Raw genomic sequence first — 17,545 nt, 5'->3', positions numbered from 1 at the left:
CAGGTGCCGTTCGTACTGGCTGATGATGTCGTTGATGATCTGCTTGCGGCTGTAGCCCACCAGGTCGTAGTCCTGGCTGCCTTCGAACAGGTGCACCTCGGCGCGGTAGTAGCGCTGGTTGCGCAGCTGCTGTGCGGCGAACGACGGGGTCAGGTAACCGCTCAGGATCACCCGGTACAGGAAGTCCTGCTGCTCGCCATGGTTGACCGTCAACTCCATGTCGCCCGCCTCGAAGCGCGTGGCCACGTCCCAGCCCTGCCCGCGCAGCTGCTCGGCCACCGCTTCCATCGCCGGCTTCACCGTGTCATCCATGAAGCGGTAGACCTGGTCGCGCACCGGGAAATGCATCGCCTGGCTCAGGCGCTGGCGCCAGCCCTGGTGGTGGCGATCGTCGCCGATCAGCGGCGATGGCCGGTACTGCAGCGCGCGCTTGCGGTGCGATTCGTCACTGAAGGCGCGGGTCAGCCCCCACATCATCAACAACAGGATCGCCGAGAACGGCAACGACGCCAGCACCACCGCCGATTTCAGTGCGTCGATACTGCCGGCCAGCAACAGGCCCGCGGTCAGCACCGCGATCACCGTGCCCCAGAACACCCGCAGCCAACGCGGACCATCATCCTCGGGTGCGCCGCCATGCGAGGACAGCGTGGACAACACCACCGCCCCCGAGTCGGCCGAGGTCACGAAGAAGATGAAGCTGACCAGCACTGTCACCGTGATCACCGCGCGGCTCCAGGGGTAGCCGTCCAGCAGCGCATACAGCACGGTCGGTGGATCATCCACCGCCAGCTGCGCCAACTGTTGCTGGCCGTGGTGCAGCACCTGGTCCAGCGCGCTGTTGCCGAAGATCGACAGCCAGGCCAGGGTGAAGCCCAGCGGAATCAGCAGCACGCCGAACACGAATTCGCGGATGGTGCGGCCGCGCGAGATGCGCGCGATGAACAGCCCGACAAAGGGTGCCCAGCCGATCCACCAGGCCCAGTAGAACACCGTCCAGCCGCCCAGCCATTCCGGTCGGCCGCCGTAGGCATACACATCGAAACTCTTGCCGACCACGCTGCCGAGGTAGTCGCCCAGGTTCTGCATCAAGGTGCTGAACAGGTACTGCGTCGGCCCGGCAAACAGCATGAACAGCACCAGCGCGATCGCCAGCAGCATGTTGATGTTGGCCATCCAGCGCACGCCCTTCTCCACGCCGGAGACGGCCACGGCCACTGCCGCACCCATCATCGCCACCACCAGCATGATCTGCACCAGGTTGGAATGCGGGATGTTGAACAGGTGCGCCAGCCCGGCATTGAGGTGCAGCACGCCGAAGCCCATGTCGGCGCCGATGCCGAACACGGTGGCGACGATGCCCAGCGCGTCCACGGTGTAACCGATCGGGCCGTTGATGCGCTTGCCGATCAGCGGGTACAGCGCCGAGCGCAGTGCCAGCGGCAGGTTGTGGCGGTAGGCGAAGTAGGCCATCGCCATCGCCGCCAGCGCGAACACACCCCAGCCATGCAGTCCCCAATGCAGGAACAGCAGCTGCATGGCCTGGCGCGCGCCGGCCTCGCCCGCCGCCGGATCGCCCTGCGGCGGCTGCAGGTAGTGGGTCAGCGGCTCGGAAACGCAGAAGAAGAACAGGGTGATGCTGATGCCTGCAGCGAACAGCATGCCGGCCCAGGAGAGGTAACTGAACTCCGGTTCGTCATGGTCGGCACCGAGCTTGATGCCACCGTACTTGGACAGCGCAACGCCGACCACGAACACCAGGTACAGGGTCATGGCCAGCAGGTAGTACCAGCCGACGTTGAGTGCGGCCCAGTCCTGCGCCTTCAGCAGCAGGCGGCCTGCGCCCAGCGGGAACAGGCTGACGAACAGCGCGAACGCCACGACAACGATCGCCGCGAAGGCGAACACAGGCCGAAGGGTGCGCACCGGGGATTGTTGCGGCTCCAGTACATCCATGGGGCGGCGTTCTCCGGTAGATCAAAGGGTTAGCCGACCGATTGTGGCTGAACCGCAGTGGACAGAGCATGAAGTTGTGGCCAGCGGTCACAGGCCCGATCCACCATTACGTGTTATCACGCGCGCGCTGGCAGACGCCTGCGAGCACAGCCGCGCGCACTGCCTGCGACGCGGCCACGCGCGTACTGTCCAATTACGACATCACATGCACCGCGCACAGCTTGTTGCCATCCGGGTCGCGCAGATAGGCCAGGAACAGCTGGCGCCCGGCCATGCTGCGGATGCCGGCCGGGTCTTCGATGGCGGTGCCGCCATGGGCCACGCCGGCGTCCTGCCAGCCACGCACGGCCTCAGCACTGTCGAGGGTGAAGCCGATGGTGCCGCCGTTGGCGTGGCATGCCGGCTGACCGTCGATCGGAGCGGTGACGATGAACATACGGCCATCCTTGAAATACACCAGACGGCCCTTGTCATCGAAGACGCCCGGACGTGCGCCCAACGCACCGAACAGTGCATCGTAGAAGCGATGCGCGGCGTCCATGTCGTTCGTTCCAACGGTGATGTGGCTGAACATGCGGGCACTCCCTGTGGAAAACCGCAGTGTCGGCGAGCACGTCGGGCATCGCAAATCCGGCGACCTCCCCCGCTGCGCCCCGCGCAACGTTTGTCGCGCGCCGCTCGATCATTCTATAATGGGAATCATTCTCATTAATGATCAATGCCGATGGCCGTGCCCGCCGCCTCCAGCACTGCGCTGGCGGGGTTCTACCGCGAACACCATGGCTGGCTGCTCGGCTGGTTGCGCCGCCGCACGCACAACGCCGACTGCGCCGCCGACCTGACCCAGGACACCTTCCTGCGCCTGCTCAGCCGTCGTGTCGATCCATCAGAACTGCGCTTGCCGCGCGCCTATCTCAGCACCATCGCGCACGCCCTGCTGGTCAACCACTGGCAGCGCGCGGACCTGGAACGCGCCTACCTGACCGCGCTGGCCGCCCAACCGGAGCCGGTGCATCCCTCGGCAGAGGAGCGCACCCAGGCATTGCAGTTGCTGCATGCCATCGCCGACATGCTGTCCGGCCTCGCCGAGCGGCCACGGCGCGCGTTCCTGCTGGCGCGGCTGTCCGGCCTGGGCTATGCAGAGATCGGCGTGCAGCTGGGCGTGTCCGAGCGCATGGTCAAGAAGTACATGGCGCAGGCGATGCTGCATTGCCTGCGCCTGTCCGGCGACGCGGCGGCATGAGCGCGGCATTGGCCGGCCCTGCGTTGGAACAGGCTGCCGAATGGTTCGCGCTGCGCCAACAGGGCTGGAGCGACGGCGACCAGCAACGCTGGCACGCCTGGCTGCAGGCCGATGCTGGTCACGCCGACGCCTGGCGACGGGTCGAGGCGGTCTGGCAATCGTTCGCCCCGCTGTCGGCTCCGGCAGCCGCAACGGCACTTGATGCTGCGCGCCTTCGCCGGCGGCGGGCGCTGCGCGGCATCGGTGGCGCCCTCGGCATCGGCGCGGTCTCCCTGCTCGGCCTGCATGGGCTTCAGGCGCAGCGCCGCCTGCAGACGCACCGCACCGCTGCCGGGCGTACCGGTCATTGGACGTTGGCCGATGGCAGCCAGTTGTGGCTCAACGCCGGCAGCGAAGTGACCGTCGACATCGGCAACGGCCACCGCGCCCTGCATCTGCTGCGCGGCGAACTGCTGCTGCAGACCGGCCACCACCCTGCATTCGTCGGCCTGCCCCTGACCGTGCATGTGCCCGGGGCGCGCCTGCGGCCGATCGGCACCCGCTTCGCGGTCGGCCGCGAAGCGCAGGACGGCCGGTTGGACGTGTTCGAGGGTGTGGTGCGGTGCCTGCCGATGTTCGGTGCGGCGCTGGATGTTCCTGCGGGAAGTGCGCTGCAGATCGGACCGATGGGGGGACTCACAACGATCGCTGCCGATCCTCTGCGCGGCGACTGGCAGGACGGACGCCTGCAGGTGCAGGACACGCCGTTGATCCGGGTGATCGACGAACTGGCCCGTCACCATCAGGGCTATCTGGGCTGTGATCCGGCACTGTCCGCATTGAATGTCACCGCGGTATTGCCGCGCCTGGACAGCCTGCAGGCCCTGAAACTGCTGGCGCGCGCCCTGCCGATCCGCATCGAGCAGCGTTGGCCGTGGTGGACCGTTGTGCGTCCGCGTTGAAATCGCGGTTCCCTTTCTGCGCGCTCGGCGGGCACTACAAGGGAACCCCTTGCGGATGTTGCCGCCCCCATGAAACGACCCTGCCCTTCCCCTCGCCCGCTTGCCATCGCGCTGTGCCTGGCCCTGCTCACGCCGTGCCTGTTGCCGGCGGCCGCCCACGCACAGGATGCCGCCGCTGCCGTTCGCTGGCAGATCCCGGCCGGACCGCTCGACCAGGCCTTGACCACGTTCGGCCAGCAGTCCGGCCTGTCCATCGCCACCGATGCGCGCCTGACCCGCGGCCGCCACAGCAGCGGCGTGCAGGCCTCGCTCAACACCGAGGCCGCGCTGGCGCAGCTGCTGGCCGGCACCGGCCTGTCGTTCCAGCGTGATGCCAGCGGCGTGGTGCTGCAGGCCGCCCCCGCCACCGATGCTGGTGTGCGCCAGATCGGCACCCTGCGCGTAGCCGGCCAGGCCAGCGAAGGTGCTTCGCCGTGGGGCTTGGTCGATGCCGATGCCGTATACCGCGACAGCGGCTCGCGCGTGCATCTGGACCACCAGCAGCTGGAACGCTTCCGCGGCCAGTCGATCGGCGATGTGCTGGCCGGCGCAGTCGGCGTGCACACCGGAGACGTACGCAATGGTGGTGCGCTGGACGTGAACATCCGCGGCCTGCAGGGCCAGAACCGGGTGCCGGTGATCATCGACGGCGGCCAGCAGGCCATCGACGTGTACCGCGGCTATGCCGGTGTGCAGCAGCGCAGCTACCTCGACCCGGACCTGATCAGCGCGATCAGCATCGAGAAGGGGCCGAGCCTGGCCGCCAACGCCGCCAGCGCGATCGGCGGCGTGGTCTACATGGAGACGCTGAACATCGATGACATCCTCGACGAGGGCGAGGCCTGGGGACTGCGCGTGCGCGGTGGCGTGGCCGACAACAGCATCGACCGCACCCGTACCTTCAAGCAGATCGCGCGCGGCAGCGACAACCGCAACAGCCTGCGTGACCCGCGCGACTGGAACGGCAGCGTGGCCTTCGCCCAGCGCGGCGAGGACTGGCAGCTGGTGGCCGCTTACGCGCGTCGCCGCCAGGGCAACTACTTCGCCGGCAGCAACGGCGCGCACCGCTACGACGACCAGCACCTGTCCAGCGGCGGTACCGGCATGTCCAGCCAGGCGGTCTCGGACATGTACCACTCGGGTGATGAAGTGCTGAACACGCACACCGACAACGAATCGGCGCTGCTGAAATTCACCTGGACGCCCAACCCCGACCAGCGGCTTGAGCTGAGCCACCGCTACTTCAACTCCAGCTTCGGCGAGATCATGCCCTCGGCGATCGGCCGTGTCGGTGAGTCCAACGAATGGGTGACCTACGTGGACAAGGCCAACACCATGTTCCAGTTCGAGCCAGGGAAAATGCGGCTCAACGCCACCTCGCTGCGCCACCGCTACCGGCCCGAGGCACACCCGTGGCTGGACCTGAGCAGCACGCTGTGGTTCACCACCGCCACCAGCCGCATGTTCAACAGCAACATCGCCAACACGCCGCTGTTCAAGGACGTGCCCAACGACCAGATGCCGGATACGCTGGGGGAAACCTATGGCCCGGGCCTGCAGTCGGACGTGAAGACCCGGCGCTGGGGCGTGGACAGCAGCAACACCACCCGCTTCAGCAACAGCCTGGGCGACTGGACGCTGCGCTACGGCGCTGCGTTCCAGCATGAGGACACCGCACCGAACTCGCCCGTGCTGCCGGTGGACTACAACAACAACCGCTACCTGCGCTCCGGCACGCGGCGCGAAGCCAGCGTTGTCGCCTCGCTGCAATGGCAGCCGTGGGACTGGCTGTCGCTGACCGCAGGCGGCCGCTTCATCGACTACCGCACCCGCGACCGCAATCGCGTGGCCTTCGTCAGCGAATCGCGCGACCTGCGCTATACCTTCGCGCGCCTGAGCAAGGGGGGCCAGCTGCTGCCGGGCTGGTACAAGGAGTGGTACCCGGATGCACAGGGCAACTACACGTATGACTCGCTGCGCGCTACGCCCTACGGCGGCAGCACGCTGGGCCAGAGCTACGACTTCGATGGCTTCATTCCCGACCCGCGCGGCGCCAACGGTTTCTACACCAAGCAGATTCCCACCGCATGGGGCTACAAGCCGGCGATCCGCCGTTCCGGCCACGGCTTCGCGCCGTACGCAGAGGCCCGCTTCAGCCTCGATCAGGACATGTTCTTCTACGTGAAGTACGCGCAGGGCTGGAAGATGCCCAGTCTGTTCGAATCGACGCTGGGCAACAGCACCTCGGCACCGGTGGCCGACCTGAAGCCGGAGAAGAACCGTTCCTGGGACATCGGCTTCAGCCTGCTCAAGCAGGACCTGTGGCGCGATGGCGACCGCCTGGCGTTCAAGGTGGCCTGGTTCAAGAACGATATCGACAACGCGATCACCCGTCGCTTCGACTCCAGCAACTGGGCGTTCTATGTCGACAACGTGGACAACTACACGGTATCCGGCTACGAGCTGCAGTCCGGCTATGACGCCGGCATCGCCTACCTGGACCTGTCGGCCAGCTACTACCAGCGCGCGCGCACCTGCGACGCGGCCACCGCCAAGCGCCTGCGTGAAGACCCCTATGCGAAGTGGAGCAAGCTGGACAGCACGCCGGATTGCGTGGATGGCGGCTTCGGTACCTCGTTTGTCAACGCACAGAATCCGCCGAAGTACTCGATCCACAGCACGCTGGGCTTCCGCCTGTTCGGCAAGCGGCTGGATACCGGCATCCGCCGCACCTACAACAGCGGCCCCACCCACGAACTGGACAAGCCCTGGAATACCACCGGCTCGACCGGGTTGCAGAACATCTACCTGCCCACCGCGATCTACGACTTCTATGCGCGCTGGCAGTTCACCCCGAAGGCCGAAGTGGAACTGGTGGTCAGCAACCTGCGCAACACCTACTACATGGACACGCTGGCGATGAGCCTGATGCCCGGCCCGGGCCGTACCACGCGATTGAACTTCACCGCACGCTTCTGACCGCTGCAGAAACCGCAACGCCCCGGGGAGATCATCCCCGGGGCGTCTGCATGCGGCGGCTCACGCTCTGACAGGTACCAACCCGGGTTGGCACAGCAACTCAGCACGCGTAGGTGCCAACCTTGGTTGGCACAACAACGCGTTACTTCGCGGTGCTGAGCAGCAGCACCGCAACAGTGACCAGCGCGATGCCGATCCAGCCGATCGGGCGCAGGCGGTTGCCGAACAGCAGGCGGCCGCAAGTGGCGGTACCGATCACGCCGATTGCACCCCACATCGCATAGGCGGTGGCCAGGTCCATGTAGCGCACCGCCTGGCCCAGCAGGGCGAAGGCGATCCAGACCATGACGACCGCGCCGACGCCCCAGCGCCAGCGGCGGAAGCCCTCCGACTTGGCCACCATCATGTTGGCGGCAACGTCGATCAGCGCAGAACAGATCACGAAAAACAGAGCCAGGGTATTCATCAGTGCGCCTCCCCGAGGGTGACACAGACGATGCCGACCACCGCCAGCACGAGGCCGGCCAGCTGCTGCAGCGACAGGCTCTCGCCAAACACGGTGAGGCCGACCACGGTCAGCAGGGTCAGGCCCAGGCCTTCCCACACCGCATAGGCGACACCGACCGCGATGCGGCGGACCGACAGGGCCAGGAAGTAATAGGACAGCGCCAACGCGCCGGCCATGATCAGGTAGCCGGTCCAGCCACCATCGCGGGCGGCATGGGCCATGAACGAGGTGCCGACCACTTCGGCAACGATCGCCACGGTCAGGCAGGCCCAGGCGACCAGCGCGCCACGGGCGGGAACAATACGGGACATGTGAAACTCCTTGCGGGACGCGGACAGCGCCCCGCCCTCAGTAGATCCACGCCATGCGTGGATGCCCCGCAGACAGGGGCGACGGCGGACAGTATCATCGCCTTTTACGGTCGATTAAAAATGGATACCATCGACAGGAGCGATGGATCAATGCCCTATTCCCCTGAATCCCTGCAGGCGTTCGTCGAAGCGGCCGCGCTCGGATCGTTCTCGGCGGCGGCGCGTCGCCTGCGCAAGACCCAATCGACGGTCAGCACCGCCATCGCCCACCTGGAGGCAGACCTGGGCGTCAGCCTGTTCGACCGCAGTGGACGCTACCCGCAGCTGACCGAAGCCGGGCGCCAGGTGCTCGGCCATGCCCAGGAAATCCTCGCCGCCGATACCCGCCTGCAGCAGTTGAGCGTGCGGCTGGCCGCCCCGGTCGAAGCGCGGCTGACCGTGGTGTTCTCCGACGTGTATCAGCTCGATCCGGAGCAGCGCGTGTTGCAGCGCTTTGCCGAAGCGTTCCCCGAGATCGAACTGGAATGGCTGGATGCCGAAGGCGAAGACGTGCTGGAACTGGTCGGCAGTGGTCGCGCCGCGCTGGGCCTGCTGCCGCGCCAGGAAAGCTACCCGGATGGTCTGGTGGCACGGCCGTTGGCCCATCACAGCGAACTGTCGGTGTATGTGGCGCGCGACCATGCGCTGGCCGACGCCGGCCGCCATGCGGCTTCCCAGTTGGCACGGCACCGGCAGGTGCGGTTGAGCGCGGAGGTCGACCATGCGCGGGCGGTTACCGGGCTGGCGTGGACCGCCACCGACTACCTGATGGTGATGGAGATGGCCGAGGACGGCATCGGCTGGGCCGAGCTGCCACGCGCGCTGGTACAGCGCTACGACCGCGGGCAGCTGGTGGAACTGACTCTGCCCGGCTGGCCACGACGCATCCACAGCGACCTGCTGTGGCGCCGCGACACGCCGCCGGGGCCGGCGGCGCTGTGGTGGGCCGACGCGTTGGGGTGAACCGAAAAAGGGGACGGAGGGGATCAAGTCGTTTGTGCCGCAAACGACTTGATCCCCTCCGTCCCCTTTTCCATCAACGATGGGCGAGCGCGTAATCCAGCGACGCGCACACCGCTGCCACCTGGGCGTCGTTGCACTGCTGCGGGGTCGCCCGCGGGCTGTCCGGGTAGACCTCGGTGGTGGTGGTGTAGGTCGCACCGGTGATGCCGGCACACAGGCCCAGCTTCACCAGCGGGTACTCGATCACGCCGTGAGCGACCACCGGCGAACCGATGATCTCGCCCTTGTCGTCGGCCGGCGCGATGTGGGTGACCTTCTCCACCTCGGCAATCACCGCCTGCTGGAAGGCCGGTTGTGGGTTCTCGCTGTCGTCCACCAGATAGAAGCCATCCGGAATCAGGCCCGGCTCGAACGGCTTGCCGTCACGCGCGGCCAACGCCGGGCGGAACTCACTCTCGTCGCTGTCGGTAGTCTCGTGCAGGTCGATGTGCAGCACGAACTGGTCCTTGATCGGTGCGATCAGCTCGATCAGCGCGGTCGACTCGCGGGCCGGGCCATCGGCGCGGAAATTGCGGTTCGGGTCGATCGCATCGAAGTTCCAGCGGTTGATGCGCTCGAAGCCCCACGGATTCACGCACGGTGCCACCAGCAGATTGGCCTTGCCGGCGTAGTCGGCGGCGTGCCTTTCGAGGAATTCCAGCGCGCCCATCACGCCGCTGGTCTCATAACCGTGCACGCCACCGGTAACCAGGGCAGCCGGCAGCGCCGGGTTCCAATCGCGGCTGCGCAGGGCGAACAGAGTGTAGGTCTCGCCAGCGTAGTCGAGCTGGCCATAGGCCACCTTGTCGAAGCGCGAAGCCAGCGCCTCGATGCGGGGCAGCACCTCCTCGTCATAGCGACGCAGGCGCTGCTGGCGGCCACGCCACGCCTCCCGTTCCGCCGCTCCCCACGGCTGGCCAGGGGTTCCGACGGGGTAGAAAGCGGCTTGGGACATGGCAGATCTCAGCGAGTCAGGAAGCGATCGCTCACTGTATCACCGGGGCATCGGCATGAACCGAAGGCGCATTCCAATAGCGAATGGAATCAGCAATAATTCTCATTTACGACCTTCCACAGCCTGCACCGATGCCCATCCTCGCCCTGCAACCGGCCCGTCTGCTCCTGGCTGCCGCCCTCGCCCTGTGCCTGCTCCCGACCACCCGTGCCTTCGCCCAGGACGGCGCCACCACGCTGGACAGCATCCAGGTCTCCGGCAGCTGGCTGGGTACCGGCCTGCATGACAGCGTCAAGCGCTTTGCCGGCGCGCGCACCGTGGTCGACCGCCAGCGCATCGAGGCCAGCGGCGCGGCCAGCCTCGGCGATGCCATGCGCCGTATTCCGGGTGTGCAGGTCACCGACAACTCCGGCACCGCTGGCAGTTCGGTGTCGCTGAACATCGGCGTGCGCGGCCTCACCGGGCGCTACTCGCCGCGCTCGACCGTACTGCTGGACGGCGTGCCGCTGGCGGTGGCGCCGTATGGCCAGCCACAGCTGTCGTTCGCGCCGACCAGCCTGTCCAACATCGAGTCGATCGACGTGGTGCGCGGCGGCGGCGCGGTGCGCTACGGGCCGCAGAACGTCGGTGGCATCATCAACTTCAGCACCCGCGCCATTCCCACCGAGGCCGGCCTGCACGGCGAAGCGGGCGTGCGCTACACCGCCTACGACCATGGCGGCGGTGACAGCACCCAGTACAACGCCTTCCTCGGCGGTACCGGCGACAATGGCCTGGGTGCGGCCCTGCTCTACTCCGGCCAGGACGGCCGCGGCTGGCGCCAGGGCAGCGATGACCGCTTCAATGATCTCGCGCTGAAGTTCGCCTACGCCATCGACGAACAGCAGGAGCTGCGCGCCAAGCTGTCCTACTACGACGTACGCTCGCTGACGCCGGGCGGCCTGACCCGTGCGCAGTACGAGGCCGATCCGTTCCAGAACACCCGGCCGACCGATTTCTGGAAGGGCCACCGCACCGGCATCGACCTGGGCTACACCAACACGCTGTCGGCCAACAGCGAGTTCGAGGTGCTGGCCTATTACAACGAGAGCACCCGTGCCAGCTCGCTGATCAACGCCGCCAACACCCAGTTGACCGTGCAGCCGCGCGACTACCGCGTGCTCGGCATCGAGCCGCGCTATACCCAGCGCCTGCACTGGGGCAGCGCGGTGCATGACATCACCGCCGGCTACCGCTTCCTGCGCGAGCGCGGCAACGACCGCAGCTACACCGTCGCCCGCCGCACCGGCGCGGCCAGTGCCACCACCCGCTTCGACAACGCCACCGACGCGCACGCGTTCTACATCGACGACCGCATTGCGATCGGCCAGTGGCGGATCACGCCCGGCGTGCGCATGGAATGGATCGACATGGACCGCCGCCAGGCCGGAGGCACGGCGACCTTCAGCAGCCGCAACGACAAGGCCCTGCCCTCGATCAACATCGCCTACCTGCTGACGCCGCAGCTGACCGTGTTCGGCAACTACACCACCTCGTTCGGACCGGTACAGAACATCCAGCTCAATTCGCAGACCGCCAGCAATCCGCTGAACCCGGAAGTGGCCAGGACCACCGAGCTGGGCGCACGCTGGCAGGATGGGGCACTGCGCGCGGAAGTGACCGTGTTCAAGATGCGCTTCGACAACCAGATCCTGCAGGTGCCGGGCATCACCCCGCCCACCTTCCAGAACATTGGTGCCACCGACCACAAGGGTGTGGAGAGCGCACTGGAGTACCACTTCGCCGAGGACGGCGCGCTGGCCGGGCTGGAGCTGTACGCCAACTACACCTGGACCAAGGCGATCCAGCAGTCCGGCGACAACCGTGGCCTGGACGTGCCGTTCTACTCGCGCGACACCGACAGCATCGGCGCCCGCTACGCGCTGGCCGGCTGGACCTTCAACGTCTCCAGCACCCACCAGAGCGGCCAGTTCTCCGACGCCGCCAACACCTGGGCCGAGAGCGCTGACGCGCGCGTGGGACGCGTGTCGGGCGTACGCCTGTGGAATGCCCAGGTGGCCTGGCAGGTGCCGGGGCTGGGTGACAGCGAGATCGCGCTGGGCGTGAACAACCTGGCCGACAAGCGCTGGTACACCCGCAATGTCGATGGCAACGCCGGCCGCATGGTGGCCGCACCGCGCACCTTCTACGTGCAGGGCCGCTACCGCTTCTGAGCCGGTAGCCGCCCGATGCGGTGACGGTGGCGCTCACGGCGGCGGCGTATCATGCCGCCACCATGTCACTGCCTGTTTCGCCATCGCGCCTGCATCTGGCCTTCCAGGGCCTGCGCCTGCGGCTGCGCGGCAGCGACCTGTGGTTCATCGCGCTGGCGCTGCTGGTTGGCCTGATCGCCGGCTACCTGACCCTGCTGCAGTCGGGCATCGCGCGCTGGCTGCAGGGCACGTTGTATGGGCTGGACGACGGCATGCGGCTGAGCTCCCTGCCCTCGCTGACCTGGACCGCGCTACTGGTGCTGCCACTGGGCGGGCTGCTGGTCGGCCTGGTCAGCCTGGCGGCGACGCGACTGAAACGGCCACTGCTCGATGCGGTGGAAGCCAATGCGCTGCACGGCGGCCGCATGTCGATGCGCGACAACCTGATCGTGCTGACCCAGACCCTGCTGTCCAATGGCTGCGGCGCGTCGGTCGGCCTTGAGGCTTCGTATACGCAGATGGGCGCGGGCAGCGGCTCGCAACTGGGCAGGGTGATGCGCCTGCGTCGCAACGACGTGCGCATCCTGGTCGGTGCCGGTGCCGCCGGTGCCATCGCCGCTGCGTTTGGTGCGCCGCTGGCCGGTGCGTTCTACGCCTTCGAGATCGTCATCGGCGCCTACACCCCCGCTGCGCTGGCACCGGTGGCCGTCGCAGCGCTGGCCGGCGCGTTCGTGGCCGACCAGGCCGGCATCGAAGCCTATCTACTGCCAGCGGCCTCGACCATCGACGTGCGCGCCGCCGACTACGCGATCTACGGCCTGCTCGGCTGCTGCTGCGCGATGGTCGGCATCGCCATCATGCGGCTGATCGCCTCGATCGAAGGCACGGTCAAGCGCAGCCCCCTGCCCGCGTGGGGACGGCCGGTGGTGGGTGGACTGCTGCTGATTCCACTGGCACTGGCCAGCCCGCAGGTACTGTCGTCCGGCCACGGCGCCCTGCATCTGGACCTGACCACGCACCTGCCGCTGATCTGGATCGGCGGCCTGTTGACCCTGAAGTGCCTGGCCTCGGGCATCTCGCTCGGCTTCGGCTTCCGTGGCGGACTGTTCTTCGCCTCGCTGTTCATGGGCACCCTGGTCGGCGCGCTGTTCGCTGGACTGCTGGGCATGGCCACCGGCGTTCCGGTGATCGACGCCACCTCGGCCGCGCTGGCCGGCATGGCCGCACTGGCCGCCGCCGTCGTTGGTGCGCCGATGACCATGGCCATGCTGGTGCTGGAAGGCACGCACGATTTCCTGCTGACCAGCGTGGTGATGAGCGCGGTACTGGTGTCCAGCACGCTGGTGCGGCAGTGGTTCGGCTACTCGTTCTCGACCTGGCGCATGCACCTGCGCGGCGAGACCATCAAGAGCGCCCGCGACGTGGGCTGGGTGCAGAACCTCAACGCCGGCCGGCTGATGCGCAAGGGCGTGGCGACCGCCCCGGCCGATCTCGATGCCGCCGCGTTCCGCCAGCGCTTCCCGCTGGGCTCGGGCACCCGGGTGATCCTGATCGACAGCGAGGGCCACTATGCCGGCATCGTGCAGATTCCACGGGTCTACGGCGATGGCGTGAAGCCGGAAACCCTGATCGGCGAACTGGCCGAGAACCGTGACGTCTCGCTGGCACCGTCCTCCGACGTGGTCAGCGTGATGCAGCGCTTCGACCAGACCCAGGCCGACGAGCTGGCGGTGGTGGCTGCCGACGGCCAGGTATTGGGCGTCGTCTCCGAAGCCTTCGTGCGCAAGCGCTACGCCGAAGAACTGGACAAGCGCCAGCGCGAGCTGATGGGCGAGCGCGTCGACGACACCGACTGAGCCCGAAAAAGGGGACGGAGGGGATTAATTCATTTGTGGCCCATCCGGGTATCCACGCATGGCATGGATCTACCGTCACATGACCGGGGTAGACTCCGGCCATGCGCTTTATTGAGACCTTCCAGGCCGGTCCCTTCGCCGACACCGTGGTCAGCCTGCTGGCCGCTTTCGTACTGGGCACGCTGATCGGCGCCGAACGCCAGTACCGGCAGCGCACCGCCGGCCTGCGCACCAACGTGCTGGTGGCCGTCGGCGCCGCTGCCTTCGTCGACCTGGGCATGCGCATCGCCGGCAGCGCCGAGGCGGTGCGGGTGATCTCCTACGTGGTCTCCGGCGTCGGCTTCCTCGGCGCCGGCGTGATCATGAAGGAAGGCATGAACGTGCGCGGCCTGAACACCGCCGCCACCCTGTGGTGCTCTGCGGCGGTGGGCAGCTGCACCGGCGCGGACATGCTGGCCGAAGGCGTGCTGCTGACCGTGCTGATCATCGCCGGAAACACCCTGCTGCGGCCGCTGGTGAATGCGATCAACCGCATTCCGATCAATGAGGCCGCCACCGAGGCGACCTACGAAGTGCGCCTGAGCGTGGATGCCGAAGCCGTGCCGCGCGTGCGCGAGCGGTTGGTCGACGCGCTGGAAGCAGCGCAGTATCCGGTCGGTGATGTGCAGGTGGTCGAGCATGCCGATGCACCCACCGATGTGATCGCGGTGCTGGTCAGTACCGCCGTGAGTGCCGATGAGCTGGACGTGGTGCTGGCGCGGATGGAGCACGTGCCGGGCGTCCTGCATGCCACCTGGGAAGTCAGTACCCGCGATTGAGCCGGTTCCGGCAACTCACCCACCCGCCATGCGCTGCTGTGCCCGCAGCAGCTTGCGGAATGAACCGCACTGCCGCGCATCCTGCGCTTCCGGGCAGGCCGCCGCGCGCTGCAGGTGCCGGCGCACCCGCTGCAGCTGGGTGATCTGCCTCTGCAGCACATCAGCCTGCGCCAGCAGCGCCTCACGATCCAGGGAGATACATCCACGCTGCGGTGGCAGCGATGCCCCGATCTGCTGCAGTGACATCCCGGCCGCCTGGCCGAGACCGATCAGCGCCAGCCGTTCCAGCACCTGCTCGTCATACTGCCGGCGCAGGCCGCGACGCCCAAGGGCCTGCAACAAGCCCAATTGTTCGTAGTAACGCAGGGTCGAGGCCGGCACGCCACTGCGCTTGACCACCTCGCCGATATCCAGTTCACGCATGGGCTTGACCTCAAGTCGTCTTCAAGCAGCAACCTATGGGCCACTTCCAGACAAGGCAAGACCATGGCCAGCACATCCCCCGTTGATCAGAACACCCTCTGGAACGGTCCCGGCGGCCAGATCTGGGTCGCCCAGCAGGCCATCCTCGATGGCCTGTTCCAGCCGATGGCCGACCTGCTGGTCGCCGAGTTGCCAGAAACCGTCACGCAACTGCTCGACATCGGATGCGGCACGGGCGCAAGCCTGCTTGCCGCCGGTGCGGCACGCCCGGCCGCCCACTGCACCGGCCTGGACATCTCCGCACCGATGCTGGCAACGGCGCGCGAACGGGCAGAAACGGCGGGGCTGGACGCTGACTTCATCCTTGCCGACGCGCAACGGCACCCTCTGCCTTCCGCGCACTTCGACTGGATCCAGTCGCGGTTGGGGGTGATGTTCTTCGAGGATACCGGTGCGGCCTTCGCCAACCTGCACCGCGCCACGCGGCCCGGTGCCGGCCTGCGTTTCATTGCCTGGCGCAGCGCTGACGAGAATCCATTCATGACCACGGCCGAGCGCGCGATCGGCGATGCGCTTGAGCTTCCGCCGCGCGCACCCGGTGCCCCGGGACAGTTCGCCTTCGCAGATGGCCAACGCGTGCAGCGCCTGTTGCAGGCTGCCGGCTGGAAGGATGTGGAGGTGGTTGCGGTGGACCTTCCGTGTTCGATCGCACGCGATGAGCTGCCGACCTACGTCGGCCAGCTGGGCCCGGTGGGCCAGGCGCTGCGGGCGCTGCCCGAAGTGGAGGCCGCCGGGCTGCGCGACCAGGCGCTGGCAGCATTCACACCATTCATCGACGGCGATCGGATCCGCGTGGATGCTGCCTGCTGGTTGATCCGCGCACGCGCATGACACAGAAAAGGGGACGGAGGGGATTAAGTCGTCCATGTCCCTGCCGTGCCGGGAACGACTTAATCCCCTCCGTCCCCTTTTTCTTCTACAGTGCCTCGCCGGCGTCGGCCAGGCGCGATTCGATCAGCGCATACCACTGCTGCAACACGTCGATGAGCATGTCCAGTTCGGCGTCGGTGCGCTGTGCGCGACCACTGCGCAGGCAGGCCTGCGCTTCCTGCAGCTGGGCAAGGAAGCCGGCCACGGTGTCTGCCTGCAGGATCAAGCCCGGCAGGCGCCGCCCGGGAATGCGCACCACCGCATGGTTGCCGAGCTGGCCGTACACACTCAATGTGGCTTCCGTCTTCATGGAAAGAGGCAGGAATTGGGCGTTCATCGCGTGCACCATGGAAAACCTGAGCCGCCGGCAGGCATGGTCAACGGGGGAGACGTAACCACGTCCTGCCGACGGTCAGGGGGGACTCGGGATACCGGGGCATGACCCCGGTGTGGGACTCTCAGCGCGGCTGGGCCATTCCAGCAATCTGCACGCGCCGGTTCGGCGCCAGGCAGGCGATCAGCTCGCGACGGTTGCGCTGCTCGCACTGCACGATCGGCTCGGCTGCGCCCCGCCCTTCGGCGCTGATGCTGGCCGCAGGCACCCCACCCTGCACCAGCGCGCTGCGCACTGCCTCGGCACGTCGCTGCGACAGGGTCTGGTTGTAGCTGGCACTGCCGATACGGTCGGTGTACCCGGTCACCCGGATCGACTGCACCTGACTGGCCTCGCGCACCTGCGCCAGCACGCCCTGTACGGCCTGCTGGCCTTCGGCACTGAGCACCGCGCTGTCGAACCCGAACAGCGCATCCGCCGACAACCGCAGCGGCTGCTCCGGCAGCGGTGCCGGTGCTGGCGGCGCTGGCGGCCGCGGCGGTTCCAGCACCGCCGCGCACGATTCCGGCTTCCAGTAGCCCCCTTGGGCGATGCCCTTGCTGTCGAAGCGCACCTGGAACTGGCAGGTGAAATACTCCGCGCCCTGCGCGGTGCGGAAGTTGAACAGGTAGTTCCACTCGCGCACGCCCCACATGCCTTCGTTGAAGTGCGGCGTGCCCAGCAAGGTATACAGCTGGCGCTTGCTCATGCCCGGCGCGAAACGGCGCAGGTCGGCGACGTCGGGATAGATGCCTTCCTTCAACGAGGCCTTCGAAGCCTCCGGGAACTGCACGGCGGTGGTTTCGGCAGGACCCTCGGCGGCCGGCGCATGGCTGCGACAGGCGGCCAGCAGGCCCATTCCCAGGACCAGGCCCAGCACTGCGGCCATCTGGCCGGTGCGGGCGATGCGATGCTGTTTCATGTCATTCCCCCTATGGACGTTTCCGCGATGCCGGGCCGCGCGTGCGGCCCGGCGGCGG

Annotated in this window: 16 protein-coding genes; 8 read left to right on the top strand and 8 right to left on the bottom strand. The window is 67.4% G+C overall.

What is annotated here, in order from left to right:
• Positions 1–1,956 (bottom strand): choline BCCT transporter BetT (gene betT / locus N5D45_RS19900; protein WP_279939502.1); only part of this gene is annotated, 1,956 nt, incomplete at its 3' end.
• A gap of 193 nt (positions 1,957–2,149) precedes the next feature.
• Positions 2,150–2,530 (bottom strand): VOC family protein, encoded by a 381-nt coding sequence (locus N5D45_RS19895; RefSeq protein WP_010485179.1) that lies wholly within the window; start codon positions 2,528–2,530, stop codon positions 2,150–2,152.
• 150 nt (positions 2,531–2,680) lie between these two features.
• Here N5D45_RS19895 and N5D45_RS19890 point away from each other — a divergent pair, with 150 nt between their 5' ends.
• From N5D45_RS19890 to N5D45_RS19880, 3 genes are all read left to right on the top strand, one after another.
• Entirely contained in the window at positions 2,681–3,199 is a 519-nt protein-coding gene (locus N5D45_RS19890) for a sigma-70 family RNA polymerase sigma factor (RefSeq protein WP_010485178.1), read from the top strand.
• Complete coding sequence (locus N5D45_RS19885; RefSeq protein WP_197657182.1) at positions 3,196–4,140, top strand: FecR domain-containing protein; 945 nt, start codon at positions 3,196–3,198, stop codon at positions 4,138–4,140. The genes N5D45_RS19890 and N5D45_RS19885 overlap by 4 nt, the downstream gene beginning before the upstream one ends.
• 69 nt (positions 4,141–4,209) lie before the next feature.
• On the top strand, positions 4,210–7,158 hold the full coding sequence (locus N5D45_RS19880) for a TonB-dependent receptor (RefSeq protein ID WP_197657183.1): 2,949 nt from the start codon (positions 4,210–4,212) through the stop codon (positions 7,156–7,158).
• A 142-nt stretch (positions 7,159–7,300) separates the two neighbouring features.
• Here the strand turns inward: N5D45_RS19880 and N5D45_RS19875 are convergent, their stop codons facing one another.
• Complete coding sequence (locus tag N5D45_RS19875) at positions 7,301–7,624, bottom strand: SMR family transporter (RefSeq protein ID WP_049437687.1); 324 nt, start codon at positions 7,622–7,624, stop codon at positions 7,301–7,303.
• Positions 7,624–7,977: an SMR family transporter gene (locus N5D45_RS19870; RefSeq protein WP_057503799.1), complete on the bottom strand. Its 354-nt coding sequence runs from the start codon at positions 7,975–7,977 to the stop codon at positions 7,624–7,626. Before N5D45_RS19870 ends, N5D45_RS19875 begins: the two co-directional genes overlap by 1 nt.
• Before the next feature lie 150 nt (positions 7,978–8,127).
• Here N5D45_RS19870 and N5D45_RS19865 point away from each other — a divergent pair, with 150 nt between their 5' ends.
• Entirely contained in the window at positions 8,128–8,979 is an 852-nt protein-coding gene (locus N5D45_RS19865) for a LysR family transcriptional regulator (RefSeq protein ID WP_279939501.1), read from the top strand.
• Positions 8,980–9,052: 73 nt separating this feature from the next.
• Here N5D45_RS19865 and N5D45_RS19860 read toward each other — a convergent pair whose 3' ends face one another.
• Positions 9,053–9,973, bottom strand: a complete 921-nt coding sequence (locus tag N5D45_RS19860) for a M14 family metallocarboxypeptidase (RefSeq protein ID WP_057503797.1) — start codon at positions 9,971–9,973, stop codon at positions 9,053–9,055.
• A gap of 131 nt (positions 9,974–10,104) precedes the next feature.
• On the opposite strand from N5D45_RS19860, the gene N5D45_RS19855 reads away from it, so the two are divergent.
• The 3 genes from N5D45_RS19855 (at position 10,105) to N5D45_RS19845 (ending at position 14,839) form a co-directional block, all read left to right on the top strand.
• Positions 10,105–12,186: a TonB-dependent siderophore receptor gene (locus N5D45_RS19855; protein ID WP_279939499.1), complete on the top strand. Its 2,082-nt coding sequence runs from the start codon at positions 10,105–10,107 to the stop codon at positions 12,184–12,186.
• Between the two features lie 62 nt (positions 12,187–12,248).
• Positions 12,249–14,021 (top strand): chloride channel protein, encoded by a 1,773-nt coding sequence (locus N5D45_RS19850; protein WP_057503807.1) that lies wholly within the window; start codon positions 12,249–12,251, stop codon positions 14,019–14,021.
• A 101-nt stretch (positions 14,022–14,122) separates the two neighbouring features.
• Complete coding sequence (locus N5D45_RS19845) at positions 14,123–14,839, top strand: MgtC/SapB family protein (RefSeq protein WP_005409984.1); 717 nt, start codon at positions 14,123–14,125, stop codon at positions 14,837–14,839.
• Positions 14,840–14,854: 15 nt separating this feature from the next.
• Here the strand turns inward: N5D45_RS19845 and N5D45_RS19840 are convergent, their stop codons facing one another.
• Positions 14,855–15,262: a MerR family transcriptional regulator gene (locus N5D45_RS19840; RefSeq protein WP_019337863.1), complete on the bottom strand. Its 408-nt coding sequence runs from the start codon at positions 15,260–15,262 to the stop codon at positions 14,855–14,857.
• 63 nt (positions 15,263–15,325) lie between these two features.
• On the opposite strand from N5D45_RS19840, the gene N5D45_RS19835 reads away from it, so the two are divergent.
• Positions 15,326–16,153, top strand: a complete 828-nt coding sequence (locus N5D45_RS19835) for a class I SAM-dependent methyltransferase (protein ID WP_057503795.1) — start codon at positions 15,326–15,328, stop codon at positions 16,151–16,153.
• An 85-nt stretch (positions 16,154–16,238) separates the two neighbouring features.
• Here N5D45_RS19835 and N5D45_RS19830 read toward each other — a convergent pair whose 3' ends face one another.
• Both N5D45_RS19830 and N5D45_RS19825 read right to left on the bottom strand, forming a co-directional pair.
• Complete coding sequence (locus tag N5D45_RS19830; protein WP_014037513.1) at positions 16,239–16,529, bottom strand: hypothetical protein; 291 nt, start codon at positions 16,527–16,529, stop codon at positions 16,239–16,241.
• Positions 16,530–16,650: 121 nt separating this feature from the next.
• A complete protein-coding gene (locus tag N5D45_RS19825) occupies positions 16,651–17,487 on the bottom strand; it encodes an OmpA family protein (RefSeq protein ID WP_010485152.1) in 837 nt (278 codons plus the stop codon).
• Positions 17,488–17,545 lie beyond the last annotated feature (58 nt).

Origin of the sequence: Stenotrophomonas sp. GD03819 (genome assembly GCF_029841665.1) — a bacterium.
Taxonomy (GTDB): domain Bacteria; phylum Pseudomonadota; class Gammaproteobacteria; order Xanthomonadales; family Xanthomonadaceae; genus Stenotrophomonas; species Stenotrophomonas geniculata.
This window is presented reverse-complemented; position numbering and strand designations above follow the sequence as displayed.